At 64.4% G+C, this 22,214-nt stretch carries 24 protein-coding genes; 19 read left to right on the top strand and 5 right to left on the bottom strand.

The features are described from left to right. Positions 1 to 308 precede the first annotated feature (308 nt). From def to E5678_RS18330, 9 genes are all read left to right on the top strand, one after another. Positions 309 to 830, top strand: coding sequence for a peptide deformylase (gene def / locus E5678_RS18290; protein ID WP_136179857.1), 522 nt, complete (start codon positions 309 to 311; stop codon positions 828 to 830). After that, a complete protein-coding gene (locus E5678_RS18295) occupies positions 830 to 1,324 on the top strand; it encodes a hypothetical protein (protein ID WP_136179858.1) in 495 nt (164 codons plus the stop codon). The genes def and E5678_RS18295 overlap by 1 nt, the downstream gene beginning before the upstream one ends. Positions 1,325 to 1,387: 63 nt before the next feature. After that, a complete protein-coding gene (gene fmt / locus E5678_RS18300) occupies positions 1,388 to 2,368 on the top strand; it encodes a methionyl-tRNA formyltransferase (protein ID WP_136179859.1) in 981 nt (326 codons plus the stop codon). After that, entirely contained in the window at positions 2,368 to 3,111 is a 744-nt protein-coding gene (locus E5678_RS18305; protein ID WP_136179860.1) for an AzlC family ABC transporter permease, read from the top strand. Before fmt ends, E5678_RS18305 begins: the two co-directional genes overlap by 1 nt. Then, positions 3,104 to 3,439 carry an AzlD domain-containing protein gene (locus E5678_RS18310; protein WP_136179861.1) on the top strand — a complete coding sequence of 112 codons (336 nt, stop codon included), beginning with the start codon at positions 3,104 to 3,106 and terminating at the stop codon, positions 3,437 to 3,439. The genes E5678_RS18305 and E5678_RS18310 overlap by 8 nt, the downstream gene beginning before the upstream one ends. Before the next feature lie 143 nt (positions 3,440 to 3,582). Further along, entirely contained in the window at positions 3,583 to 4,383 is an 801-nt protein-coding gene (locus E5678_RS18315; RefSeq protein WP_210731946.1) for a glycosyltransferase family 2 protein, read from the top strand. After that, positions 4,367 to 5,059, top strand: coding sequence for a VTT domain-containing protein (locus tag E5678_RS18320; RefSeq protein ID WP_136179862.1), 693 nt, complete (start codon positions 4,367 to 4,369; stop codon positions 5,057 to 5,059). The genes E5678_RS18315 and E5678_RS18320 overlap by 17 nt, the downstream gene beginning before the upstream one ends. Next, the gene (locus tag E5678_RS18325) at positions 5,034 to 6,770 is read left to right on the top strand and encodes a glycosyltransferase family 39 protein (protein WP_168708603.1); all 1,737 of its coding nucleotides are present in this window, start codon (positions 5,034 to 5,036) and stop codon (positions 6,768 to 6,770) included. Before E5678_RS18320 ends, E5678_RS18325 begins: the two co-directional genes overlap by 26 nt. Then, a complete protein-coding gene (locus E5678_RS18330) occupies positions 6,767 to 7,786 on the top strand; it encodes an NAD-dependent epimerase/dehydratase family protein (protein WP_136179864.1) in 1,020 nt (339 codons plus the stop codon). Before E5678_RS18325 ends, E5678_RS18330 begins: the two co-directional genes overlap by 4 nt. Here E5678_RS18330 and E5678_RS18335 read toward each other — a convergent pair. Beyond that, complete coding sequence (locus E5678_RS18335; RefSeq protein ID WP_247596823.1) at positions 7,759 to 8,535, bottom strand: phosphatase PAP2 family protein; 777 nt, start codon at positions 8,533 to 8,535, stop codon at positions 7,759 to 7,761. The genes E5678_RS18330 and E5678_RS18335 overlap by 28 nt on opposite strands. Positions 8,536 to 8,631: 96 nt before the next feature. Here E5678_RS18335 and E5678_RS18340 point away from each other — a divergent pair, with 96 nt between their 5' ends. The 3 genes from E5678_RS18340 to E5678_RS18350 all read left to right on the top strand — a co-directional run bounded on the left by E5678_RS18340 (position 8,632) and on the right by E5678_RS18350 (position 12,582). Further along, positions 8,632 to 9,357: a response regulator transcription factor gene (locus tag E5678_RS18340; protein WP_136179865.1), complete on the top strand. Its 726-nt coding sequence runs from the start codon at positions 8,632 to 8,634 to the stop codon at positions 9,355 to 9,357. Continuing rightward, the gene (locus tag E5678_RS18345; RefSeq protein ID WP_136179866.1) at positions 9,354 to 10,730 is read left to right on the top strand and encodes an ATP-binding protein; all 1,377 of its coding nucleotides are present in this window, start codon (positions 9,354 to 9,356) and stop codon (positions 10,728 to 10,730) included. The genes E5678_RS18340 and E5678_RS18345 overlap by 4 nt, the downstream gene beginning before the upstream one ends. A gap of 136 nt (positions 10,731 to 10,866) precedes the next feature. Further along, positions 10,867 to 12,582: a phosphoethanolamine--lipid A transferase gene (locus tag E5678_RS18350; protein WP_136179867.1), complete on the top strand. Its 1,716-nt coding sequence runs from the start codon at positions 10,867 to 10,869 to the stop codon at positions 12,580 to 12,582. On the opposite strand, the gene E5678_RS18355 is transcribed toward E5678_RS18350, so the two are convergent. The 3 genes from E5678_RS18355 to E5678_RS18365 are packed head-to-tail and all read right to left on the bottom strand — an operon-like array spanning position 12,560 to position 15,045. Further along, positions 12,560 to 13,984, bottom strand: coding sequence for a sensor histidine kinase (locus E5678_RS18355; RefSeq protein ID WP_136179868.1), 1,425 nt, complete (start codon positions 13,982 to 13,984; stop codon positions 12,560 to 12,562). The genes E5678_RS18350 and E5678_RS18355 overlap by 23 nt on opposite strands. Beyond that, a complete protein-coding gene (locus E5678_RS18360) occupies positions 13,981 to 14,643 on the bottom strand; it encodes a response regulator transcription factor (protein WP_136179869.1) in 663 nt (220 codons plus the stop codon). The genes E5678_RS18355 and E5678_RS18360 overlap by 4 nt, the downstream gene beginning before the upstream one ends. 3 nt (positions 14,644 to 14,646) lie before the next feature. Further along, positions 14,647 to 15,045, bottom strand: a complete 399-nt coding sequence (locus E5678_RS18365; protein WP_247596824.1) for a PepSY domain-containing protein — start codon at positions 15,043 to 15,045, stop codon at positions 14,647 to 14,649. A 127-nt stretch (positions 15,046 to 15,172) separates the two neighbouring features. Between E5678_RS18365 and E5678_RS18370 the strand changes: the two genes are divergently transcribed. The 5 genes from E5678_RS18370 to E5678_RS18390 all read left to right on the top strand — a co-directional run bounded on the left by E5678_RS18370 (position 15,173) and on the right by E5678_RS18390 (position 19,689). Then, positions 15,173 to 15,535 (top strand): DUF1924 domain-containing protein, encoded by a 363-nt coding sequence (locus E5678_RS18370; protein WP_136179870.1) that lies wholly within the window; start codon positions 15,173 to 15,175, stop codon positions 15,533 to 15,535. Positions 15,536 to 15,578: 43 nt separating this feature from the next. After that, a complete protein-coding gene (locus E5678_RS18375) occupies positions 15,579 to 16,094 on the top strand; it encodes a diheme cytochrome c (RefSeq protein ID WP_136179871.1) in 516 nt (171 codons plus the stop codon). Positions 16,095 to 16,114: 20 nt separating this feature from the next. Further along, positions 16,115 to 16,882 carry a cytochrome b/b6 domain-containing protein gene (locus E5678_RS18380; protein ID WP_136179872.1) on the top strand — a complete coding sequence of 256 codons (768 nt, stop codon included), beginning with the start codon at positions 16,115 to 16,117 and terminating at the stop codon, positions 16,880 to 16,882. 47 nt (positions 16,883 to 16,929) lie between these two features. After that, the gene (locus tag E5678_RS18385; protein ID WP_136179873.1) at positions 16,930 to 17,094 is read left to right on the top strand and encodes a rubredoxin; all 165 of its coding nucleotides are present in this window, start codon (positions 16,930 to 16,932) and stop codon (positions 17,092 to 17,094) included. A gap of 102 nt (positions 17,095 to 17,196) precedes the next feature. Then, positions 17,197 to 19,689, top strand: coding sequence for a cation-translocating P-type ATPase (locus tag E5678_RS18390; protein WP_136179874.1), 2,493 nt, complete (start codon positions 17,197 to 17,199; stop codon positions 19,687 to 19,689). Between the two features lie 71 nt (positions 19,690 to 19,760). Here the strand turns inward: E5678_RS18390 and E5678_RS18395 are convergent, their stop codons facing one another. Then, entirely contained in the window at positions 19,761 to 20,132 is a 372-nt protein-coding gene (locus tag E5678_RS18395; RefSeq protein ID WP_136179875.1) for a PepSY domain-containing protein, read from the bottom strand. A 168-nt stretch (positions 20,133 to 20,300) separates the two neighbouring features. Between E5678_RS18395 and E5678_RS18400 the strand changes: the two genes are divergently transcribed. Further along, a complete protein-coding gene (locus E5678_RS18400) occupies positions 20,301 to 21,497 on the top strand; it encodes a phosphoglycerate kinase (RefSeq protein ID WP_136180859.1) in 1,197 nt (398 codons plus the stop codon). A gap of 23 nt (positions 21,498 to 21,520) precedes the next feature. Continuing rightward, positions 21,521 to 22,051: an ATP-binding protein gene (locus E5678_RS18405; protein WP_136179876.1), complete on the top strand. Its 531-nt coding sequence runs from the start codon at positions 21,521 to 21,523 to the stop codon at positions 22,049 to 22,051. Positions 22,052 to 22,214 lie beyond the last annotated feature (163 nt).

Raw genomic sequence — 22,214 nt, forward strand, 5'->3', positions numbered from 1 at the left:
GTCCGCGCTGAGCTGCGCAGTCCCAGTGGATGGGGTGCTTTTTGTCTTGACAATTCGCATTTGATTTTGCGCCCAAGCCCTTGATTAGGCAATGTTTATGGCATTTGGTGCGCACGCTCGGGGCCAAAAGTGGCGAAAATACCGACAAACCTGTCTGCTTGTCGCTTTCTGTCCTGCCCGCCAGGCCGAAGGCCATCAGGCGCGGCCGATCGCTCCGCGGTCTGCCTTGTGTGGGGATCGGCTGCTCATTCGGTTGTTCCCATGTGTCCTTTTTCCCGATCTGTTGATCTGTTGTTGTCTCTACTGCCATGACGTCTCCTGCACTGTTGCCCATTTTGTGTTTCCCGGACCCGCGTTTGCACACGGTCGCCAAGCCTGTTGTGGCGGTGGACGCGCGCATTCGCGAGCTGATCGAGGGCATGTTTGCGACCATGTACGAGGCCAGTGGCATTGGTCTGGCGGCCACGCAGGTGGATGTGCACGAGCGCCTGGTGGTCATTGACGTGAGCGAAACACGCGATCAGCGCCTGGTGCTGATCAATCCCGAGATCGAATGGGCCAGCCCGGAAACCCGCAAGGGTGAAGAGGGTTGCCTGTCGGTGCCGGGCATTTATGACGGGGTGGAGCGCTCTGTGGCGGTGCGGGTGCGGGCCCAGGATGCCAACGGCGTTGTGCGCACGATCGAGGCGGAAGACATGCTGGCCGTGTGTATTCAGCACGAAATGGACCACCTGATGGGCAAGGTGTTTGTGGAGTACCTGTCGCCGCTGAAGCGCAGCCGCATCAAGAGCAAGATGGTGAAGGCCCAGCGCGAAGCGGAGCGGGACTGATGCGCTTGGCGGTCCGCACCATGGGCCTTGGCATCGCCATGCTGCTGGCGGGCTGTTCCCTCATGCCCGAGCGTGTGCCGTTGGGAGCCACCCGCAGCGAGATCGAAAACCGGCTCGGGCAGCCGACGTCTGTGTATGCGCTGGCTGATGGCACCCGGCTGCAGTACTCGCGCCAGCCCGCTGGCCAACAGGTTTACAACCTGGACCTCGATGGCAGCGGACACCTGCGCCAGACCGAGCAGGTGATGGCCGCCGCCTGGCTGCAACGCATTGAAGTCGGCCGCTGGACGCGTGAAACCGCCGAGTTGTATCTGGGCCGGCCAGCGCTGGTCGAGCGCGTGGCAAGCTGGGACGGCGACATTTGGACCTACCGCTTTCAGGAGATCACCGGCCCGCGCCAGGTTCACCTTCATCTGGACGCCGCTGGCGTGGTGCGGCGCGTGATGTTCACCGACGAGCCCCTGCCCGAGGCTGCGGCTGACTTTGGGCGCTGAAGCACCCGCGCACCCCTTCTTCCCATTCCACCCCGACCACCGCGTTTTCGCTCCGCCTTTTCCATGAGAATCATCTTCGCCGGTACGCCCGAGTTCGCCCGAGTGGCTTTGGAGCGCCTGCACCGCGCCGGTTTTGACATTGTGCTGGTGCTGAGTCAGCCCGACCGACCCGCCGGGCGCGGGATGAAGCTGCAGGCTTCGCCCGTCAAACAATATGCGGTGGCCCACGGCATGCCGGTGGCGCAGCCGCGCAGCTTGCGCCTGGACGGCAAATACCCCGAAGAAGCGGCCGCCGCGCAGATAGCGATCCGAGACGCGCAGGCCGATGTCATGGTGGTGGCCGCCTACGGGCTGATCTTGCCCCAATGGGTGCTGGACACGCCGGCCCGGGGTTGCCTCAATATCCACGCGTCTTTGCTGCCGCGCTGGCGCGGCGCCGCGCCGATTCACCGGGCCATCGAGGCCGGCGATGCCGAAACCGGTGTGACCATCATGCAGATGGACGCGGGGCTGGACACGGGCGACATGCTGGTGTGTGAGCGCGTGGCCATTGCGCCTGAGGACACCACGGGTTTGTTGCACGACAAGCTCGCAGACCTGGGTGGGCGGCTGATGGTGGAGGCGCTGGAGATGGCGGCTTGTGGCGGCTTGACCGCAGAGCGGCAACCCGAGGCCGGTGTGACCTATGCCCACAAGATTGACAAGGCCGAAGCCGCGATCGACTGGAACGATCCTGCGCTGACCATCGCCCGGCGGGTGCGCGCGTTCAACCCGGCGCCAGGCGCTGCGGGTGTGCTGGGAGGCGAGCCGGTGAAGGTTTGGGCGGCCCACGCCGAGACAGGGGGCACCCACGCTGGTGCTGCGGGCGAGGTACTGGCGGTGGCCAGCGATGGCGTGCGTGTGGGCACGGGGGACGGTGTGTTGTGCCTGACCGAGTTGCAGCGGGCGGGCGGCAAGCGCCTGCCTGTGGCGGATTTCCTGCGGGGCCAGAGCATGGCCGTGGGTCAGCTGTTCACCGCAGCCCCACCGCGGGACGTGCGCTGATGTTTTTCCAGAAAGAATTGCGCCGCCAGCCCGAATTCTGGGAGGGCGTGCGCGAGCAGAGCAACGTGTCGGTGGGCATTGCTGCCTGGGGCCTGATGACCGGCGTGGCCATGGTGGAGTCGGGGCTCTCGGCGCTGGAAGCCGTGCTGATGACGTTGATCGTTTTTGCCGGTAGCGCTCAGCTGGCGGCGGTGCCGATGCTGGTCGGTGGTGCCCCGGTGTGGGTGATCGTGGCGGCCGCCTTCTGTGTGAACCTGCGTTTCGTGGTGTTTTCGGCCCATCTGCGGCCCTACATGATGCACCTGCCCTTGTGGCAGCGCCTGGTCAGTGGCTATGTGATGGTGGATCTGACTTACGTCTTTTTCACGCGGCGCTTTCCGGTGCCCGGCACCACGCCGCAAGAGCGGCTCAGCCAGCAGGCCTACATGATGGGCAACTGCGCCATCAATTACCTGGCCTGGATGGGCGCCAGTCTGGTCGGTATCGCCTTGTCCAGCGCTGTCCCCACCGCCTGGGGTCTGGGTTTTGCCGGCATTCTGGCGCTGGTGGGTGTGCTCGCGTCCATGGCCAGTTCGGGTCTGCGGGTGGTCTCGGCGGGGGTGGCTGGTACCGCCGCGGTGGCGGCCTGGGCGCTGCCTTTGAAGCTCAACATCGTGGTGGCGATCGCCAGCGCGGTCGCGGTGTGCCTGGTGATTGAAGCGATGCGCCCGCCGCGTGACCCATTGGGAGCGCACGGTGTTTGATCTGGACCCACGCACCCTCATCACCATCCTTGCACTGGGGGTGGTGAGCGTGCTCACACGCAGCCTGTTTTTTATCTCCAGCAGCCCGTGGACGCTGCCGCGCTGGGCCCAGCGCGGGCTGAATTACGCACCGATCGCCGCGCTGGCCGCGGTGGTGGTTCCCGAGATCGTGATGGCGCAAGGCGCATTGATCACCCCCTGGTCCGATGCCCGTGTGTACGCGACGATCGCGGGCTTGGGCTGGTTTTACTGGAAGCGCGGCGTGCTGGGCACCATCGTGACGGGCATGGCGGTGTACCTGCCACTGCACCTGGGCCTGGGGTGGTGAGCGGGCCGTGCGCGGAGGTGGGACAATGCCCAGTTGGTTCCACTGCGCGCCGCATTTCATGCGGCCTTAAGCTAGTGGCGCCAGACTGAAGGTTTTTTGCGTCTCGCTGGCGCGGCCTTGGTCCAATCCAATTTTCCCGAACCATGACTTCTTTTGCTGCCCATTCCGACGCTGCCGCGCCGCTGATCTCGGTGTTGATTCCGGCCAAAAATGAGGCGGGCAACATCGGCCAGCTGGTGGCCGAGGTGTCGGCTGCGTTGAAGCCGGTGTGTGCGTTTGAGGTGGTGCTGGTGGACGACGGCAGCACCGACGGAACCGCTGCCGAGTTCATTCAGAGCTGCCAGGAACTGGGCGCTCAGGGCCAGCTGTTGCAGCACCAGGCCAGCGTGGGCCAGAGCACCGCGGTGGCCACGGCGGCCCGCCATGCCTTGGGCCGCTTTCTGGTGACCATCGACGGTGATGGGCAAAACGACCCGGCCGATATTCCCGCTCTGCTGCGCGCGGCGCAAGAGGTGGAGCCGACGGCCGAACATTTCTGCATCGCGGGCTATCGCAAGAACCGGCAAGACACCGAGTGGAAAAAATTCCAGTCGCGCATTGCCAATGGTGTGCGCCAGCGCATCTTGAACGACCAGGTGCCTGATTCGGGTTGCGGCCTCAAGCTGATCCCCAAGCAAACCTGGGACGTGCTGCCGTATTTTGACCACATGCACCGCTTCATCCCCGCCCTGGTGTGCCGCATCGGCGGCACGATACGGGTGGTGCCGGTGAACCACCGCGCGCGCCATGTGGGCGTGTCCAAGTACACCGCCTGGAACCGCCTGTGGGTGGGGCTGGTGGACATGGCCGGCGTTGCCTGGCTGACGCGCCGGGCCAAGCACCCGGTGTTGGCGGGACACCAGCGGGTGGCGCCCGCCACCGCAGTTCATGAAAAGTCTTCTTAAGCCTTTGCTGCTGGCCCTGGTTCTGGGCCTGGCGTTTTTCTCTATCCACCTGGGCTGGTGGGGATCTGTCACGGAAGATGTGCTGCTGCAACGGCTGTTTGCCCAGCACTGGATGGTGGCCTGGCCGGTGTTCGTTCTGGGCTCCGTGGTGTACACCGCGCTGGGCGGACCGCGCCAGGTGCTGGCGCTGAGCTGTGGTGTCTTGTTTGGCGGATTCTATGGTGCGCTGCTCGGCACCCTGCTCACCGGCTTGGGGGCGTTGCTCACCATGGTGGCGGTGCAGCGTCTGAGCCTGGTCTGGGTGCGCGAACGCTATGCCAGCCGCATTGCGGTGGTGAGGGCGGTGCTGGCGGAAGACACCTGGGTGTGGGTGTGTGTGATCCGGCTCATGCCGGTGGGCAGCAACCTGGTCACCAACATCGCGGCGGCTTTGTCGGATCTGCGCCTGATTTCGGTCTTTTTTGGCAGCCTGCTGGGCTACCTGCCGCAGATGCTGATCTTCAGCTTCGCCGGCGCGGGCTTTGCGTTGCACGATGGCTCGCAGCTCTGGATCAGCCTGGGCATGCTGGTGTTTTCCACCGCGCTGGGGCTGTACCTGTACCACCACGGATTCAAACAGCGCCTGCGGCGCTTCAAGCTAGAACATGCCCATGACGCTCAGCAACCCGCTGTCTGAACCCTCGGCCCGCCGGCACACTTTCTGGTGGCTGCTGGCGCTGATCGTGGTCTTGTTGCTGGGCGTGGGCCTGCGCTACCCCTGGCCGGCGGATGAGCCGCGATTTGCCCAGATTGCGCGCGAAATGGTGGAGAGCGGTCAGTGGCTTTTCCCCACGCGCGGCGGGGAGTACTACCCCGACAAGCCCCCGGTGTTCATGTGGATCAGCGCGGCCTTCTTTGCGTTGATCGGTCACCTCAAGGTGTCTTTCCTGCTGCCCAGCATTTTTGCCGCCATTGGCACGCTGCTGCTGGTGCACGATCTGGGCAAGCGGCTGTGGAATGAGCAGGTGGCGTTCTGGGCGGTGCTGGTGCTGGCGTTCACGCCGCAGTTCTTGCTGCAGGGCAAGGCTGCGCAGATTGACGCCCTGGTCACGTTCTGGATCACGCTGGGTTGTTACGGATTGGTGCGCCATTTCATCACCGGGCCCCATTGGCGCTGGTATTTTGTGAGCTGGGTGGCAATGGGCCTGGGCATCATGACCAAGGGCGTGGGCTTTTTGCCTTTGCTGATGCTGTTGCCGTTGGCGCTGTGGGCGAAAAACCCGCTGGGCGCTTGCGGGGTCGACAAGGTCTGGCGCTGGCGGGCCGCTGCCGGGCTGCTGGTGTTGCTCCTGACCGTGGCCTGCTGGCTGGGCCCGATGCTGTGGCAGGTGCATGCGCAAGGGACAGACGACTTGCTCGCCTACCGCAACAACATCCTGTTTCGCCAGACCGCCGAACGCTACGCCAACGCGTGGGGCCACATCAAGCCCTGGCACTACTTCCTGACCCAGGCGATGCCACTGGTGTGGTTCCCGCTGCCCTTTGTGTTGCTGGCCCTGATCAAGCCGCTGGTGGCCTTGTTGCGCACCGATGCCAAGCTGCGTGTGCTGCTGGTGTGGGTGGCGCTGGTGGTGGTGTTTTTCTCCATCAGCAAGGGCAAGCGCGAGGTGTACATCTTCCCTGCGCTGCCGATGCTGGCGCTGGTGGTGGCGGTGTTGTGGAACAGCGCCCGCGCGTCCCGCCCGGCCCGGGTGCTGGCGGCGGTGCTGCCCTGGATCCTGGGGCTGGTCGCTGTGGGTATTTCGGCGCTGGGGGCGGTGATCCAGTGGGCGCCCCACAAGCTATCGGCGCGGTTGCAGGATTACAGCGAGTTGCTGGACACGCTGGGCCTGCCGCTGGTGGGTCTGGGCGTGGTGCTGCTGGTGTTGCTGGTGGCTTTGCGCCGGCGCGATCTGTTTGTGCGCATGGCGGTCAACAGCCTGGCGATCTGGGTGTTTGTGTCGCTGGTCGCCTGGCCTCGGGTAGACCCGCACCGCACGCCGCAGCAGATCATGGTGGATGTGGAAGAACACCTGCCCGCGGGCGCCGAGCTGGGTCTGTTGCAGTTCAAGGAGCAGTTTTTGCTGTTCAGCCAGCGCAAGCTGACCCATTTCAGCTACCTGTCGCCCTTGAGCGAGCAGGAACGGCGCGCCTGGGCCTGGGTGCATGAAGCGCCGAACCGGTTTGTGCTCACGCCCACCGATGCCGAGCTGGCGTGTTTTGATGTCACGCGGGCGATTTCACTGGGCGAGGCGCACCGCCGCGAGTGGGTGCTGTTGGGCACCGATTCGCTGAGCGCCACCTGTGCCCCTCCGTTGCGTGACAAGCGTTTTGTTTACCAACCCCGCCTTGAGGGGGTCTTGCCATGAGCGAACTGTCTACACCGCCTGCGTTGCAACGGGTGCTGGTCACCGGGGCGGCCGGGTTCATTGGTTTTCACCTGTGTTTGCGTCTGCTCGACCTCGGCTATGCGGTCGATGGGCTGGACAACATGAACACCTACTACGAGCCCGGGCTCAAGCGGGCGCGCCTGGCGCAGCTGCGCAACCGGCCGGGTTTTGGGTGGCATGAGATGGACATTGCCGACCGCGACGGCATGGCGCGGCTGTTCAAGCAGGGGCGGTACGACGGCGTGGTGCACCTGGCCGCCCAGGCCGGTGTGCGCTATTCGGTGGAAAACCCGATGGCTTACCTGGACAGCAACCTGGCGGGCATGCTGACGGTGCTGGAGGGCTGCCGCCACAACGGCGTTCAGCACCTGGTGTATGCCTCGTCGAGTTCGGTTTACGGCGCGGCCACGGAGATGCCGTTGCGCGAGTCGCAGAACACCGACCACCCGATTTCCCTGTACGCCGCCAGCAAAAAAGCCAATGAACTGATGGCGCACAGCTACAGCCACCTCTACCGATTCCCAGCCACAGGGCTGCGGTTTTTCACGGTGTACGGCCCCTGGGGCCGGCCGGATATGGCCATCTTCAAGTTTGTGCGCGCGGTGATCGATGGCCAGCCCATTGATGTGTACAACCACGGCGACATGCTGCGTGATTTCACCTATGTGGACGATGTGGTGGAGGCCGTGGTGCGGGTGTTGGGCAAGCCGCCGGTGGTGGTGGCGGACCGCGTGCCGCACCAGGTGCTGAATGTGGGCAACAACGGCCCGGTGCCGTTGCTGGAATTCATTGAGTGCATCGAAGCGGCCACGGGTTTGCCAGCCGTGAAAAACCTGCTGCCCATGCAGCCGGGCGATGTGCCCAAGACCTGGGCCGATACTTCGGCGCTGGAGCAGGGCTATGGCTTGCGGCCCCACACCGATTTGCGGGTGGGCGTGCAGCGCTTCGTCGACTGGTACCGCGATTACTACGGCTTGCCAGCGGCCAAAGCTTGACGCTTTGCAGCACCCCGCTGCAGCCAGGGCTGGCTGAGGCGCCAGCCGGCGATCGAGATGCCCGAGCAGATCAGCAGCGTCCACAGCGTGTGGCTGGGGTGGTGGGCCCCGCGCAAGGTCTGGGTGGCACCTGTGACCATACCCGCGAACAGGATGAGCGCCAGCCAGCGCCAGCCGGTGCTGCGCTGCCGCCGGGTGCCCGAGGGGGCGTGCAGCCAGGGCAGGCACAGCGCGAAGAAGGCGAGGGCGCTGGAGGCGTGGCCACCCGGGAAGCAGCGGCCGCCGCCGCCGTCGCCCACACCGAGCAGCCAGTGCGAGACGTAGCGGGCGTTGCCGCCAAAGGCTTGCAGATCCCAGGGGCAGCTGGTGCGGCTGTTGATCTTGACGAGGTTCACGGCGAGCAGGGACAGCAGCACCAGGCCCACCAGCAACAGCCGCTCGCGGCGGGGCAGGCCGCTGTTCTTTGAGGGCCAGACGGCCCAGACCACCATCACCAGAAACAGCATCTGCGCCACCAGGCGCAACTGGTCGTGCAGCACGGTGGAGAGCAGCCACTGATCTCTCAGGGGAAAACCTTCGTGTGTGCCGATGGCTTGCATGACCACCATGTCGAGCCCGGCGAAGTCCCAGAACAGCGTGAACGCCAGCAGCGCCAGCCAGGCCAGCGACAATGGGCGTGAGCTGTGGTGCGACAGGTGCAAAGCGCCCACGGCCGATGAGGCAGGCGTTGCGAGGGAAGGTGTTGGCATGCCCGCAGGTTAGGCGCGGTACTTTAAGGCAACCTTAACCACCGTCGGGATAATGGATCTTTTGAACTGGGGGGGCTGGTCAGGCCCGTTGTCGCCATGCGTGCACTTGTTGTGGAAGATGATCCGGGCATCGCCAGTGGGCTGAGCGACTCGCTGCGCCGCGCGGGCTATGCGGTGGATGTGTGTCCTACGCTGGACCAGGCCTGGGGCGCGTTGGTGGTGGAGCCTTTTGATGTGATGCTGCTGGATCTGGGCTTGCCCGATGGCGACGGCCTGGACTTGCTGGCCCGCGTGCGCCGCGCGGCCACCCGCAGCGGTGCACTGCCGCACCACGACATGCCGGTGCTGATCATGACGGCGCGCGATGGGGTGAGCGACCGCATTGACGGGCTCGACAGTGGCGCCGACGATTACATCGTCAAACCGTTTGATCCCAACGAGCTGCTGGCCCGTTTGCGCGCGATGTTGCGTCGGGCCGGGGGTCGCAGCAACCCGCTGATCGAGCATGGCGACTTGGTGATCGATCCCGCGGCCCACACGGTGGAGCGAGCGGGCGAGAGCGTGGTGCTGGGCGGGAAGGAGTTTTCCTTGCTGCTGGCTTTGCTGCAAGCCCGCCCCCAGGTGCTGTCGAAGTCGCGCCTGGAGTCTGCGCTGTACGGGTTTGGTGAATCGCTGGAGAGCAATGCGATCGAGGTGCATGTGCACCACCTGCGGCGCAAGCTGGGTGAAACGCTGATCAAGACGGTGCGGGGGGTCGGGTATTTCATCCCTCGTGAAGCGGGTATTGCTCCACCGCCGCCGGCTCGGGGCAAAGCGCCATGACGCGGAACAAGACCCCAGCCGCTCACCAACCCACTTTGCAGCACTATCTGCTGCGTTGGGCCATGAGCGCCGTGTTGCTCATCTGGGTGACGCTGCTGGCCGTGGCCTGGAGCACCGGGTTGCGGGAATCGCGCAAGTTTTCGGACGGCCAGCTGGTTTCAGTGGCCCGCCTGTGGTTGCAGACCGTACCCGCCTCGCAGGTGGAGCTGGACCCGGCCGTGCTGGACGCCATGCGGCACGAGTACCTGCAAGATGTGGCGGTGATGGACTGGCAGGACGGGCGGCTTGTCATCGACAGCCACCACATGGCCGATGGCCTCAAAACCAGCGATATCCCCGCGCACGGGTTTGCCACGGTGTTGCACCGATCGCCAGGGGGCGACAGCGAACGGCGGCTTTACACGGTGGCCATCGGGCAAGACGGCCATGAGCGCCGCATCGCGGTTTTCATGGACATCCAAAAGCGCGGCGAGCTGGGCAAGGACATCGCCGAGCATGTCGCCGCGCCGGCCTTGCTGATCTTTCCGCTGGTGGCCTTGTTGCTGTGGTGGGCGATTCGCCGGGGCTTGCGCCCGCTGGACCAACTTTCCAGCGAGGTGGCGACGCTGGACGCGTTTTCGGGCCAGCGCATGGACACAGCGCACCGCTTCCAAGAATTCAACAGCACGGTCGCGGCCATCAACACGCTGGTGGACAGCTTGCAGCGCCAGGCCGAGCGGGAGCGCGCTTTTGCGTCGGATGTGGCGCACGAATTGCGCACACCACTGGCGGCCATGACCTTGCAGGCCAGCGCGGCCCAGGTTGACCCCACCCCAGAGCGGCTGGCGCAGCTGGAGCAGGAGTCGTTGCGGGCCGGGCGCATACTGGCCCAGTTGCTGGATCTGGCCCGTGCCCAGCGTGTGGGGGCTCAAAGCCGTGTGAGCCACCAGCCGTTGTCTGCTGTGAATGTGGGTGAAGTGGCCCTGCAACTGGTGGCCGATCATGCGCAAAAGGCCTATGAGACCCGCCACGAGTTGTCCCTTTCGCAGCCCGATACCCCGGTGGAGCTGCCGGTTCCTTCCCTGCTGCTGGAGCTGGCTCTGCGCAATTTGATCGACAACGCCTTGCAACACACGCCGCCCGAGACGCAGGTCAACGTGGAGTTGTTGCAAAACGCTGGGGAAATCACCTTGTCGGTCTCGGACGACGGCCAGCGACCTGCGGCGCCCGGCGCGGCAGCGGATCGAGGGGGTCTGGGGCTGGGCTTGCGACTGGTCGAGCGCATTGCAGAGGAAATGGGTGCAACGCTGGTGCGTGACGAGGGCTTGGCGCCCATGACGACCCGCTTCACGCTGCGCTGGGCGGCGCAGGTGGCCAGCGGTTCCCCCGTGTAGTTCGGTTTCAGTGCGATTCGGGCCTGCGCATGCTGCGTTGCCGCGATGGGGCAGCGGTTTCTTAAGGCTGAGATAACCTGGCCCGCCTAAGCTGGCAGAGCCGGTGTGTGCTGGCGATTCCTTGTTTTGTTTTGCCATGCTCGCCTCTGACCATTCCTCCTTTCCCGCTGCCACGCCTTCCCGTCCTGCTCCTCGAGCCTGGGTGGCGGTGTGGGTACTGTCGCTCTGGCTGGCCAGCGCAGGCAATCTGCCGCTGTGGCAAAAACTGTTGGAGCTGGACCAGTCGCAGGGGCAGCGCTGGACCCTGGTGGGGCCCCTCGGGCTGATGGTGCTGGGCGGCACAGCTGCTTTGCTGTCCCTGCTTCGGTGGCCCCGCGTGTACCGCCCGTTGGCCACCGTCCTGGTGATCGTGACCGCCTTCAACAGCTACTTCATGTGGCAATACAAGGCGGTGATCGATTCCACCATGCTGGCCAATGTGATGCACACCGATGCCAACGAGGTGCGCGATCTGATGTCGTGGCGGCTGGTGGTCAGTGTGCTGCTGATCGCCGGCCCTGCGTTGTGGTGGATTTGGCGCAAGCCCATGGGCCAGCGCTCGGCATGGCAATACCTGTCGCGCAACGCCTTGGGCGCCGTCGTCGGTCTGGCGCTGGTGGTCGGGGCAGCGCTGGCGGGTTACCAGGGCCTCTCGTCGCTGATGCGCAACCAGAAGGATGTGCGCTTCATGATCAACCCGCTCAACAGCGTGTATGCCTCGAGCGTGCTGGTGGTGCAACAGGTGCCTCGCCAGGTGCTCGCGCTGCAAAAGATGGGCGAAGACGCCCAATTGGGCGCGAGTTATGCCTCGCAAACGCGTGGCCCTTTGTTGGTATTGGTGGTAGGGGAGACCGCCCGGGCCCAAAACTGGCAACTCAATGGCTACCCGCGTCCCACCACCCCCAAGCTTGCTCAGTGGCAAGCGCAGGGCGATCTGGTGAATTTCAGCCATGCGAGTTCCTGCGGCACGAACACCCAGGTTTCGGTGCCCTGCATGTTCTCGCCGCTCACCCGGGATGAGGGTGGCAACAAGCCGCCTCACGAAGAAAACCTGCTCGATGTGTTGCAACGCGCGGGCCTGGCTGTCTTGTGGCTCGACAACCAGTCGGGTTGCAAAGGCATTTGTGACCGCGTGCCCAGTGTGGACACGCGCACGCTGCAACTGCCCGGTCTGTGTGGCGATGGCGAATGCGCCGACACCGCCATGCTCGATGGGCTGGATGCGCGCATCGAAGCGCTTGACCCCGTGCGCCGTGCCAAAGGCGTGGTGCTGGTGATGCACCAGATGGGCAGCCATGGCCCAGCCTATTTCAAGCGCCGCCCGGCTGACTTGCGGCCCTTTCAGCCTGAGTGCACCAGTGCCACGTTCTCGGATTGCCAGCCCGATCAACTGGTCAATGCCTACGACAACACCATCGCCCAGACCGATGATTTTCTCGACAAAACGCTGCAATGGCTGCAGTTGCGGGCGGACCGTGGATCGAACGACACCGGTCTGATTTACATGTCTGACCACGGCGAATCACTGGGTGAAAAAGGCATTTACCTGCATGGTTTGCCCTATGCCTTTGCGCCTGAACAACAAACCCGTGTGCCCATGGTGAGCTGGCTCTCGCCGGGCTTGCAGAAGCGCCTGGGTGTATCCACCGAGTGCCTGCGCAAAGGCTCGGCAGAACCCGTCTCCCACGACAACCTCTTTCATACCGTGCTGGGCCTGATGGATGTGACGACCCAAGCCTATGCGCCGGCGCTCGATGCTTTCGCACCGTGTGGCAACGAGGCGGCGCCCGTCAAGCCGTCGCCGGCAGGCTGAGGCGCACCAGCAAACCCCCCATGGGGCTGGCCTCGAGGCTGAGCGTGCCGCCGTACAGCTGCACCAGGTCGGCGACGATGGCCAGCCCCAGCCCGCTGCCGGGCGTGCGCTCATCCAGGCGCTCGCCGCGCGCCAAAGCGGTCTCGCGCTGGGCTTGTGCAATACCGGGACCATCGTCTTCGATCACGAGGACGAGTTGGCCGTTGCTTCGGGTGGCGCTGACATGCACCGCCGAGCGGGCCCACTTGCAGGCGTTGTCGAGCAGGTTGCCGAGCATTTCCTGCAAGTCTTGTGCTTCGCCCCCAAAGGCCCATGCTTCGGGAATGGGCGTCGCTTGCAGTGCCAGTTCGCGCTCGGCATTGACCCGCTGCATCACGCGCAACAAGCCCTTCACCACGGGCGCCAAGGGTGTGCGCAGGCCGGGCAAGCGTTGGGCGGCGGCCATGCGTGAACGCGCAAGGTGCCAGTCGATGTGGCGGCGCGCAAGGGTTACCTGTTCCTGAACGAGCTGGGGCAACTCGTCGGCTTTTGCGTTGGAGTGCGACGCTTGCTCGGCCGCCTGGATCAGCACGGCCAGGGGTGTCTTTAACGCATGCGCCAAGTTGCCCGCGTGTGAGCGCGCGCGCTGCACCACGTCCGCATTGCGATCGAGCACGCCGTTGAAGTCGTCGATCAGCGGTTGCACCTCCACCGGAAATCGCCCTTGCAATCGGGCCTCTCGGCCTTCGCGTACGTCGCTCAAAGCGCCTTGTAAAGCGCGCAGAGGCGCCAGACCGACCGCCACCTGCGCCCATGCAGCCACTGCCAGCATGACACCCAGCGCGAGCAAAGCCAGGGCGAGCAGGCGGTTGAACCGCGTCGCTGCGGCCATGGTTTGCTCCAAATCGCCTGCGACGATCAGACGCCAACCCACGCCCGGGCTTTCGTCGCTTCGCACCGTGCGCTCCACCATCAAGACTTCAGCGCCTTTGGGGCCAACACCGTGGTGCACATGCAGCGATCCGGTGTTCAACGTGTCGGCTTGCAAAGTGAGCTGCGTGTCCCACAGTGAGCGCGAGCGCAGCACGCCGCTGCGCGATTGACCGCTGGCGCTCATGCGGTCAATTTGCCAATAGAGGCCGGAATAGGGCGTTTGCCAGCGGGGATCCGACAGGGCTTGGGTGTCGATCAGCGGTTGGCCCTGGGCATCGAACTCGAGCCGCGCCGTGAGTTGATCGAGTTGCAGTGTCAGCGAGGCTTCGAATTGCCGCGTGACATGGTCGCGAAACAAGCCTGAGAGAAACACGCCGGCCAGCGCCAGCGCCAGCACCAGCGCGGCGACTGTGGCGGCCAGCAGGCGGTGGCGCAATGAGGCGGCCCAGCGCCATTCATGCCTTGCCTTCGCGGCCGCCTGCGGGTTCATTTGGGCGAACGCAGACGGTAGCCCAAACCGCGCACGGTTTCGATCAGATCGGGCGCCAGTTTCTTGCGCAAACGGCCCACGAACACTTCGATGGTGTTGGAGTCGCGATCAAAGTCCTGGGCGTAGATATGTTCGGTGAGCTCGGTGCGCGAAACCACCTGCTCTGGCCGGTGCATCAGGTAGGCCAGCACCTTGTATTCGTGGCTGGTGAGTGTGATGGCCTGACCGTCCTGCGTGACGCGGCCACTGCGGGTGTCCAGCGCCAGCGGGCCGTTGTGCAACACCGGCGAGGCCAGGCCTTGCGCGCGCCGGATCAGGGCGCGCAACCGCGCCAGCAACTCTTCCATGTGGAAAGGTTTGGTCAGGTAATCGTCGGCGCCCGCATCGATGCCGGTCACCTTTTCATGCCAGTTGTCCCGTGCCGTGAGGATGAGCACGGGCATGGCCCGCCCCGCTGAGCGCCAGCGCTGCAGCACGCTGATGCCGTCGAGCACCGGCAAGCCCAGGTCAAGGATCACGGCGTCGAAGTCTTCCGTGTCACCCATGAAGTGGGCGTCGCGTCCGTTGTCCGCCTCGGCCACCGCGTAGCCGGCGGATTCCAGGCTTTCGCGCACCTGGGCGCGCAGTGTGGGTTCGTCTTCGATCAGGAGTATGCGCATGGGTCAGTGTCTGGATGCGGCGCGCACCCGCTTGCTCAACACGTCACCGGTGCGGGCGTCGACCTTGATTTTCACCAATTGGCCATCGCTTTGAAGCAACTTGATTTCATAGAGCCACTGCCCGTCGTCGTGCTCCAGCTCCACTTCGAGGACCTGGCCGGGGTGCTCGCGCGCCACCTGTTGCAGCAGACGGTCGAGCGGCATGACCTGCCCCGCGACAACGGCCGCTTGCGCGCGTTCGTGATCGTCTCGCTCTTTGGCTTGCGCCTGGGGGGCGCCGGCCAACAGCACGAACGCCAGCAGGACGCCTAGGGTCCATCGCGGTGAAAGGGAGTGGGCAGCATTCATAGCGCCATTGTCCTGCAGGATTTCTGAACGCCAGATGAACGCGGGCTTCAGCATGGATTCAAGCGCAGGGGCCAAAAATGGCTTCGTCCCTGCCCGTTTATTCCTGTTTTGAAGGCCGCACATCATGAAATTTTCTCCAAGAGTCCTGGTGCCAACAGGCTTGCTGTTTGGGCTGTTGTTCATGGCATTTTCCCCCGCTGTGTGGGCCGGTGACACCACACCCGGTGCACAGCTCCAACGCTGGAGCGCCGAAGCAGGCAAGCCCGGCAACGCAAACCAGGGGCAGGTGTTTTTCAACAGCAAACACGGCGCCGAATGGTCGTGCGCGTCTTGCCACGGCACACCGCCCACGCTTCAGGGGCAACACGCCAACACGGGCAAGTCCATTGCGCCCTTGGCGCCGGCCTTCAACCCCAAGGGATTCACAGACACCGCCAAGGTCGACAAATGGTTTCGCCGCAATTGCAAAGACGTGTTGAGCCGCGAATGCACTGCGGTGGAGAAAGCCGATGTGTTGGCCTACCTCACCGGGCTCAGGCCCTGAACCCCCGAATTTTTCGCCACAACCACATCCATTGGACTCTCAAATGAACGCAATCAAAACGACGTTTCGCACCCTCTTGCTGGTGGCAACAGGATTGTCTGCCTTGAGCCTGGCCCACGCCGATGGCGGGCGCATGATGCCGCGCCAGGTGTTGCCGGCCTATACCCAGGAATGCGCTGCCTGCCACACCGCCTATCCGCCCGGCATGCTGCCCGCCCCATCGTGGCAACGCATCATGGGCGGGCTGGAGAAGCATTACGGGACCGATGCCTCGCTCGATCCGGCCACGGTGAAACAACTCTCCGCCTGGCTGCAGACCCATGCCGGCACCTACAAGCGCGTGAGCGAAGCGCCGCCAGAAGACCGCATCACCCGGTCTGCCTGGTTTGCCCGCAAACACGACGACATTGCGCCACAGGTCTGGAAGCTGCCCAGCGTCAAAAGCGCGGCCAATTGCGCCGCTTGCCACACCGGTGCCGACAAAGGCAGTTTTGACGACGACAACCTGACCTATCCCGCAGGGCTCGACGCCCGCATGCGCCGGGCCTGGCGCGACTGATCGACACACGGAGTTCTGACATGCAAGCCCATCCCGCTATCGATGCAACCCCCTCGCGCACAGATCGTGTCGTGCAGGCGGCTCGCCGCCTGGTGACCGACGCGCCCACACGCATGTTTCATGGGCTGTTTGCGCTCAGCTTTCTGGGCGCTTATCTCACCGCCGACGGCGAGCGCTGGCGCATGCTCCATGTGACCTTGGGATACACCATGGCCGGCCTGCTGGTGTTCCGTGTTTTGTATGGCCTGCTGGGGCCTCGACAGTCGGGGCTGGGCTTGCTGTGGCGCAAGTTGTCCGGCGCCCCGGCGTGGCTGCGGTCGGCCACTGATTCGTTGCGCCAAGGTTCGTTGGCAGGCATCAACTGGCGCCAGGGACAGAACATGCTGATGGCATTGGCCGTGGCGTTGCTGATGGCGATGGTGGTCCCGATCACCCTCACCGGTTACGCCTCGTTCAACGATTGGGGTGACTTTCTGGGCGGTGACTGGCTGGGCGAGTTGCACGAATGGTTCGGCGAAGCGTACCTGTTCGTGGTGCTGGCGCACCTGGCGCTCATCGCGGGCCTGAGCTGGCTGCGTCGCCAGAACCAGGCCCTGCCGATGTTGACGGGCTGCGTGGCCGGTCGCGGTCCGGATCTGGTGAAAAGGAACCGGGTGTGGCTGGCCGTGTTGTTGCTGGTGGCGGTGCTCGCCTACGGCGCCTGGGAATGGCAGCAGTCGCCCAACGGCTTGATTCCCTCCAGCGCTTTCACTGGCGCATCCCGTGATCACGACGACCAAGACGATTGACGAGCCTTTTTGTTGAGATTTTTGTATACGCCAAGAAGGAGCAAGGCATGAACGTTTACATGTGTGTGGTGTGCGGCGTCGTGTACGACGAAGCCGCTGGCTGGCCGGAAGAGGGCATAGCGCCCGGTACGCGCTGGGCAGACGTGCCCGCCGATTGGCGTTGCCCGGAGTGCGGTGTGGGCAAGGCCGACTTCGTGATGAGCGAAATCTGAGTTTCGCATCGGGTGTTGACGCCACTTGTTGATGTAGCGCTTTGCTGACCCGCCAAGCGGGTTGTATAAACAAGTGGAGATTCCTCAACACACCGCTTGCGCATGAACCAAGACCCACCCGAAGGCCTGGACCCCGCCACCGCCGCGCAGCGCTTGCGCGATGAGGGGCCGAACGAGCTGGGGGTGAGCCAGCGGCGAACCGTGCTCGACATGGCCTGGGATGTGGTGCGCGAACCCATGTTCCTGTTGTTGATGGGGGCGGGCACGATCTACCTGGCCATGGGCGACGCCCACGAGGCCATGATTCTCCTGGGCTTTGTGGTCATCATCATGGCCATCACCGTGTTGCAGGAACGGCGCACCGACAACGCCCTGGAGGCCTTGCGCGATCTTTCGAGCCCGCGTGCACTGGTGTTGCGTGGCGGCGAGACGTTGCGCATTCCGGGGCGTGAAGTGGTGCGCGACGATGTGTTGCTGCTTGCCGAGGGCGATCGCGTACCGGCTGACGGGTTGCTGCTGCAGGCGCACGAGCTCGCCACCGATGAGTCCATGCTCACGGGCGAGTCGGTCGCCGTGGCCAAGCAACTGCCTGACGGGCAGGTCTTCGCTGGAACGATGGTGGTCAGTGGGCAGGGCATGGTGCGTGTCACCGCCACCGGTCGGGAGACGGAGCTGGGGCGCATCGGCCAATCGCTGCAGGCCATTGAACTGCAAGCCTCGCCATTGCGCGAGGAAATGGCGCGGCTCACGCGCCGCCTGGTGGTCATCGGGGTGGCGCTGTGCGTGTTGCTCGCTGCGCTGTTCTGGTGGCTGCGCGGGGGGTGGCTGGAAGCGGTGTTGGCGGGGATCACCCTGGCCATGGGCATCTTGCCGCAGGAGCTGCCCGTGATCATGATTGTGTTTCTCGCCTTGGCTGCGCGGCGGCTGGCCGTGCAACAGGTCCTCACGCGGCGCCTCAACGCCATCGAGACGCTGGGGCAAACCACCGTGCTCTGCGTGGACAAGACCGGCACGCTCACGCAAAACCGCATGGCGGTGGCGGCGCTGTGCGTGGCCGACCAGACCCTTGATACCCAGCAGCTGTTGAGCAACAGCTTGCCCGAGGCCTTTCACGAGCTGATTGAGTACGCCGTGCTGGCCAGCGAGATCGAACCGCACGATCCGATGGAGCAGGCGTTTCATCGCCTGGCGGGTGCCCACCTGGAAATCACCGAACACCTGCACCCGCAATGGACGCTGGCGCGGGAGTATGAGCTCTCGCCCGAGTTGCTGGCCATGAGCCACCTCTGGCGCGATGGCAAAAACGCCCACGATGTGGTCGCGGCCAAAGGCGCGCCGGAAGCGGTCATCGACTTGTGTCACTTGCCCGAGGCGCAGCGTGAGCAGATCGCGGCGAGTGCGGCGGCGATGGCCGATCGCGGGCTGCGCGTGCTGGGCGTGGCCAAGGCGCGCCACCGCGCGGCAAGCGGTTGGCCCGACATTCAGCACGACTTCGATTTTGAATGGGTGGGGCTGGTGGGCCTGGCCGATCCCCTTCGGCCCGAAGTGCCCGAGGTGGTGGCGCAATGTCAGCGCGCGGGCATCCGGGTGGTGATGATCACAGGCGACCATCCGCGCACCGCGGGCGCTATCGCAGTGCAGGCCGGCATCCAGACCGAGGGCGTGGTCACCGGGGACGAGATCGCGGCCATGGACGCGCCCAGCCTCGCGGCACATGTGGCCAGGACCAACGTGTTTGCGCGGGTCAAGCCCCAGCAAAAACTGGCGCTGGTGGAGGCCTTGAAGGCGCAAGGCGAGGTGGTGGCCATGACCGGCGATGGGGTGAACGATGCGCCGGCGCTGAAAGCGGCCCACATTGGCATCGCCATGGGGCAGCGGGGCACCGATGTGGCGCGGGAAGCTGCTTCGCTGGTGCTGTTGCAAGACGATTTCACCTCGATCGTGCGTGCCATTCACCGCGGTCGGCGCACCTTTGCCAACCTGCGCCAGGCCATGGTCTACACGCTGGCTGTGCACATCCCCATCATCGGTCTGGCCTTGCTGCCGGTGTTGCTCGGTTTGCCGCTGGTGCTGGCGCCGTTGCACATTGCCTTTCTCGAGCTGGTGATCGACCCGGCTTGCTCCCTGGTGTTCGAAGCCGAAGAAGGGGATGCGGATCTCATGGATCGACCGCCGCGCCGCACGTCAGAGCCCTTGCTGTCGGCCGCGCATGTGGCGCTCAGCTTGTTGCAAGGCGGGGGGGTCACCGCTGTGGTGGTGGGTCTCTATGTGTGGGTGCTGGCCCAAGGCGCGGCCACCAGTTTGGCCAGTACCGCCGCATTCGTGGTGCTTGTGGTGGGCAATGCGGCTTTGATTTTGCCCAGCCGCTCCAGCCGAACGGGCTGGGGGACCCTTTGGTCAGGCATGACCGCGGTGAGTGGATGGGTACTGGGTGGGACCGCGCTGGCCTTGCTCGCCATCACCAGTGTGCCGGTGCTGGCTGGGCCGTTTGGGTTCGAGCCGCTGGGCCCCGCCCAGTGGCTGTTGGCCCTGGCCTTGGGCGCTGGATTGTTGTTGCCTTTTCAAGCCAACAAATGGCTGCTCCGACGTCGCTAGGGGCCTTCTGCCGCGCAGGCCCCTGGTGCGGTGTTCTGGCCTGCCCGCAGGCAACCGCTCATCCCCGTTGTTTATTGGCTGGTGCTCGCGGGCGCTGAGCGTGCGGGCCGGTTTGGTTTGGGCGGTGGGATGCGGGTCAGGCGAACCACTTGGCCCGTGATGGGGTGTACATAGGCTTCCACCACGGTGCCATCGTGCTCTACCGCGTAGAACTCATGGCAGTTTTCGCTGGAGAGCTTAAAGCTCAGCAGCAGGTAGTTCTCTGCGTGAAATCGCTCGCGCGCTTCGGCTTCCGACATCCAGCTTGAACGGGGTTCGGTGGTGCAGATCACCCGCTCCTTGGGCTCGCTGGCCAGCGCGTGGCCTGGGAAGAGGACGGACAACGCGGCGGCAATGGGGCCCAGAAGCAGGATCCGGGTGTTGAATGGACGGCGGAAATTCATGGATTGCCTTGCTGGGTGTCGTCTGGGAGGGAGACTCCGATGGTGTTGGGCGTACCTGAAAGGCGCCTTAAAAGTTAGACCCCGTGATTTTTTGTTCGGTTTGTCTGCGCCATTTCCTACAATGTCGGGGTTCTAGCACCATCAACCGACTCCGCTCAGCCCATGTCCATGCCATTCATCCGCTTCTCTGATCTTTGCGCCAACGGCTCGGTCGCTGGCAAACGCGTTTTTATCCGCGCCGATCTCAACGTGCCGCAAGACGACGCGGGCCGCATCACCGAAGACACCCGCATCCGCGCCAGTATTCCGGCGATTCAGATGGCGTTGGACGCCGGTGCCGCCGTGATGGTCACTTCGCACCTGGGCCGTCCCACCGAAGGCGAATTCAAGCCCGCCGATTCTTTGGCCCCCGTGGCCGCCCGTCTGGGCGAGCTCATGGACCGCTCGGTGCGCGTGATCGCCAACTGGGTCGATGGCGATTTTTCCGTCGCGCCCGGTGAAGTGGTGATGCTGGAGAACTGCCGCCTCAACATTGGCGAGAAGAAAAACGCACCCGAGCTCGCCAAGAAGCTGGGCGCCCTGTGCGACATCTTTGTGCACGATGCGTTTGGCACCTCCCACCGCGCGGAAGGCACGACCTACGGTATCGCCGAGACCGCCCCCATCGCTTGCGCCGGCCCTTTGCTGGCAGCAGAGATGGACGCCATCGGTAAAGCGTTGGCTGCACCCAAGCGCCCGCTGATCGCTATCGTGGCCGGCAGCAAAGTCAGCACCAAGCTCACCATTCTGAAATCCCTGGCCAACAATGTGGACGGCCTGATCGTCGGCGGCGGTATCGCCAACACCTTCATGCTCGCTGCGGGTCTGAAGATTGGCAAGAGCCTGGCAGAGCCCGATTTGCTGGACGAAGCCAAAGCCGTGATCGAAGCCATGAAGGCACGCGGCGCGGCTGTGCCGATCCCGACCGACGTGGTCACGGCCAAGGAATTCAGCCCCACGGCCAAAGCCACGGTCAAGAAAGCCACCGAAGTGGAAGACGACGACCTGATTCTGGACATCGGCCCGGAGACGGCGAAGATGCTGGCAGAACAGTTGATGAAAGCCGGCACCATCGTCTGGAACGGCCCCGTGGGCGTGTTCGAGTTCGAGGCGTTCGAGAACGGCACCAAGGTCATCGCCCAGGCGATCGCAAAGTCCAGCGCTTTCTCCATTGCGGGCGGTGGCGACACGCTGGCCGCGATTGCCAAGTACGGCATTGAAAAAGATGTGGGCTACATCTCCACCGGCGGCGGCGCGTTCCTGGAAGTGCTGGAGGGCAAGACCTTGCCGGCGTTTGAGGTGTTGGCGCGCCGCGCCGCGGGTTGATTGCGCAAGCGGCGCCCTCTTTGGTGACTTCCCTGGCCTTGGTCTCTGATCGGCGGCAACAACCCCAGCTTCACTTCATGTGCGGGAAAGCGGGTGCCGGTAAAAGCGTGCTGGCCAAGGCCGTTGCTGAAGCGGCCGATGCCGTTGTGCTGTCGGAAGACGTTTGGCTTGCGAGGCTTTTCGGGGATGAATTGGTGACTTTTGACGATTACGTCAAATTTTCGCGGCGGACGCGCTTGGTCGTGGCGCCGCTGGTGATCGATGTGCTGCGCGACCGTTCTGTGGTGCTCGACTTTCCTGCCAATACGCTGGAATCCCGCACGTGGTTCCGGTCCATCTTCGAGTCGGCGAATCGACCCCACACGTTGCACTATCTGGTCGCGTCTGATGCGTTGTGCTTGCAGCGCATCGGTCGGCGCAATGTCGAGCGGCCCGAGGGCTCTCATGCGCTTTCGGAGGCGATGTTTCATCGCATCACTTCATTCTTCCAGCCGCCAGGCACAGAGGAACGGTTCAACGTGCAGCTCCATCCGCAGGGGTTGGAAGTCTTCTAGGGAAGCTCTTACATAACCCCCGCGATGCCCGTTTTGAGCCGAACCCTTGCGGGCCGTGGTTTTGCGGGCGATGCGCTTTGTTGCGAATTCAGGCCAGCCGTCCAGGCTCGCCTTGGAATTCGCGCCTCGCGCCTCATCCCGCAAAAGCCACGCCGCGCACGAC

Source organism: Hydrogenophaga sp. PAMC20947, from assembly GCF_004795855.1.
Lineage (GTDB): Bacteria > Pseudomonadota > Gammaproteobacteria > Burkholderiales > Burkholderiaceae_C > Hydrogenophaga.

What these genes read in the sequence shown, in the direction of transcription:
- E5678_RS18315 (WP_210731946.1), top strand. Translation starts at nt 3,583, where the DNA reads ATGACTTCTTTTGCTGCCCATTCCGACGCTGCCGCGCCGCTGATCTCG.
- E5678_RS18325 (WP_168708603.1), top strand. Translation starts at nt 5,034, where the DNA reads ATGACGCTCAGCAACCCGCTGTCTGAACCCTCGGCCCGCCGGCACACT.
- E5678_RS18370 (WP_136179870.1), top strand. Translation starts at nt 15,173, where the DNA reads ATGGCATTTTCCCCCGCTGTGTGGGCCGGTGACACCACACCCGGTGCA.
- E5678_RS18340 (WP_136179865.1), top strand. Translation starts at nt 8,632, where the DNA reads ATGCGTGCACTTGTTGTGGAAGATGATCCGGGCATCGCCAGTGGGCTG.
- E5678_RS18345 (WP_136179866.1), top strand. Translation starts at nt 9,354, where the DNA reads ATGACGCGGAACAAGACCCCAGCCGCTCACCAACCCACTTTGCAGCAC.
- E5678_RS18305 (WP_136179860.1), top strand. Translation starts at nt 2,368, where the DNA reads ATGTTTTTCCAGAAAGAATTGCGCCGCCAGCCCGAATTCTGGGAGGGC.
- fmt (WP_136179859.1), top strand. Translation starts at nt 1,388, where the DNA reads ATGAGAATCATCTTCGCCGGTACGCCCGAGTTCGCCCGAGTGGCTTTG.
- E5678_RS18355 (WP_136179868.1), bottom strand. Translation starts at nt 13,984, where the DNA reads ATGAACCCGCAGGCGGCCGCGAAGGCAAGGCATGAATGGCGCTGGGCC.
- E5678_RS18395 (WP_136179875.1), bottom strand. Translation starts at nt 20,132, where the DNA reads ATGAATTTCCGCCGTCCATTCAACACCCGGATCCTGCTTCTGGGCCCC.
- E5678_RS18360 (WP_136179869.1), bottom strand. Translation starts at nt 14,643, where the DNA reads ATGCGCATACTCCTGATCGAAGACGAACCCACACTGCGCGCCCAGGTG.
- E5678_RS18380 (WP_136179872.1), top strand. Translation starts at nt 16,115, where the DNA reads ATGCAAGCCCATCCCGCTATCGATGCAACCCCCTCGCGCACAGATCGT.
- def (WP_136179857.1), top strand. Translation starts at nt 309, where the DNA reads ATGACGTCTCCTGCACTGTTGCCCATTTTGTGTTTCCCGGACCCGCGT.
- E5678_RS18365 (WP_247596824.1), bottom strand. Translation starts at nt 15,045, where the DNA reads ATGCTGAAGCCCGCGTTCATCTGGCGTTCAGAAATCCTGCAGGACAAT.
- E5678_RS18375 (WP_136179871.1), top strand. Translation starts at nt 15,579, where the DNA reads ATGAACGCAATCAAAACGACGTTTCGCACCCTCTTGCTGGTGGCAACA.
- E5678_RS18385 (WP_136179873.1), top strand. Translation starts at nt 16,930, where the DNA reads ATGAACGTTTACATGTGTGTGGTGTGCGGCGTCGTGTACGACGAAGCC.
- E5678_RS18390 (WP_136179874.1), top strand. Translation starts at nt 17,197, where the DNA reads ATGAACCAAGACCCACCCGAAGGCCTGGACCCCGCCACCGCCGCGCAG.
- E5678_RS18320 (WP_136179862.1), top strand. Translation starts at nt 4,367, where the DNA reads ATGAAAAGTCTTCTTAAGCCTTTGCTGCTGGCCCTGGTTCTGGGCCTG.
- E5678_RS18350 (WP_136179867.1), top strand. Translation starts at nt 10,867, where the DNA reads ATGCTCGCCTCTGACCATTCCTCCTTTCCCGCTGCCACGCCTTCCCGT.
- E5678_RS18400 (WP_136180859.1), top strand. Translation starts at nt 20,301, where the DNA reads ATGCCATTCATCCGCTTCTCTGATCTTTGCGCCAACGGCTCGGTCGCT.
- E5678_RS18330 (WP_136179864.1), top strand. Translation starts at nt 6,767, where the DNA reads ATGAGCGAACTGTCTACACCGCCTGCGTTGCAACGGGTGCTGGTCACC.
- E5678_RS18295 (WP_136179858.1), top strand. Translation starts at nt 830, where the DNA reads ATGCGCTTGGCGGTCCGCACCATGGGCCTTGGCATCGCCATGCTGCTG.
- E5678_RS18335 (WP_247596823.1), bottom strand. Translation starts at nt 8,535, where the DNA reads ATGCCAACACCTTCCCTCGCAACGCCTGCCTCATCGGCCGTGGGCGCT.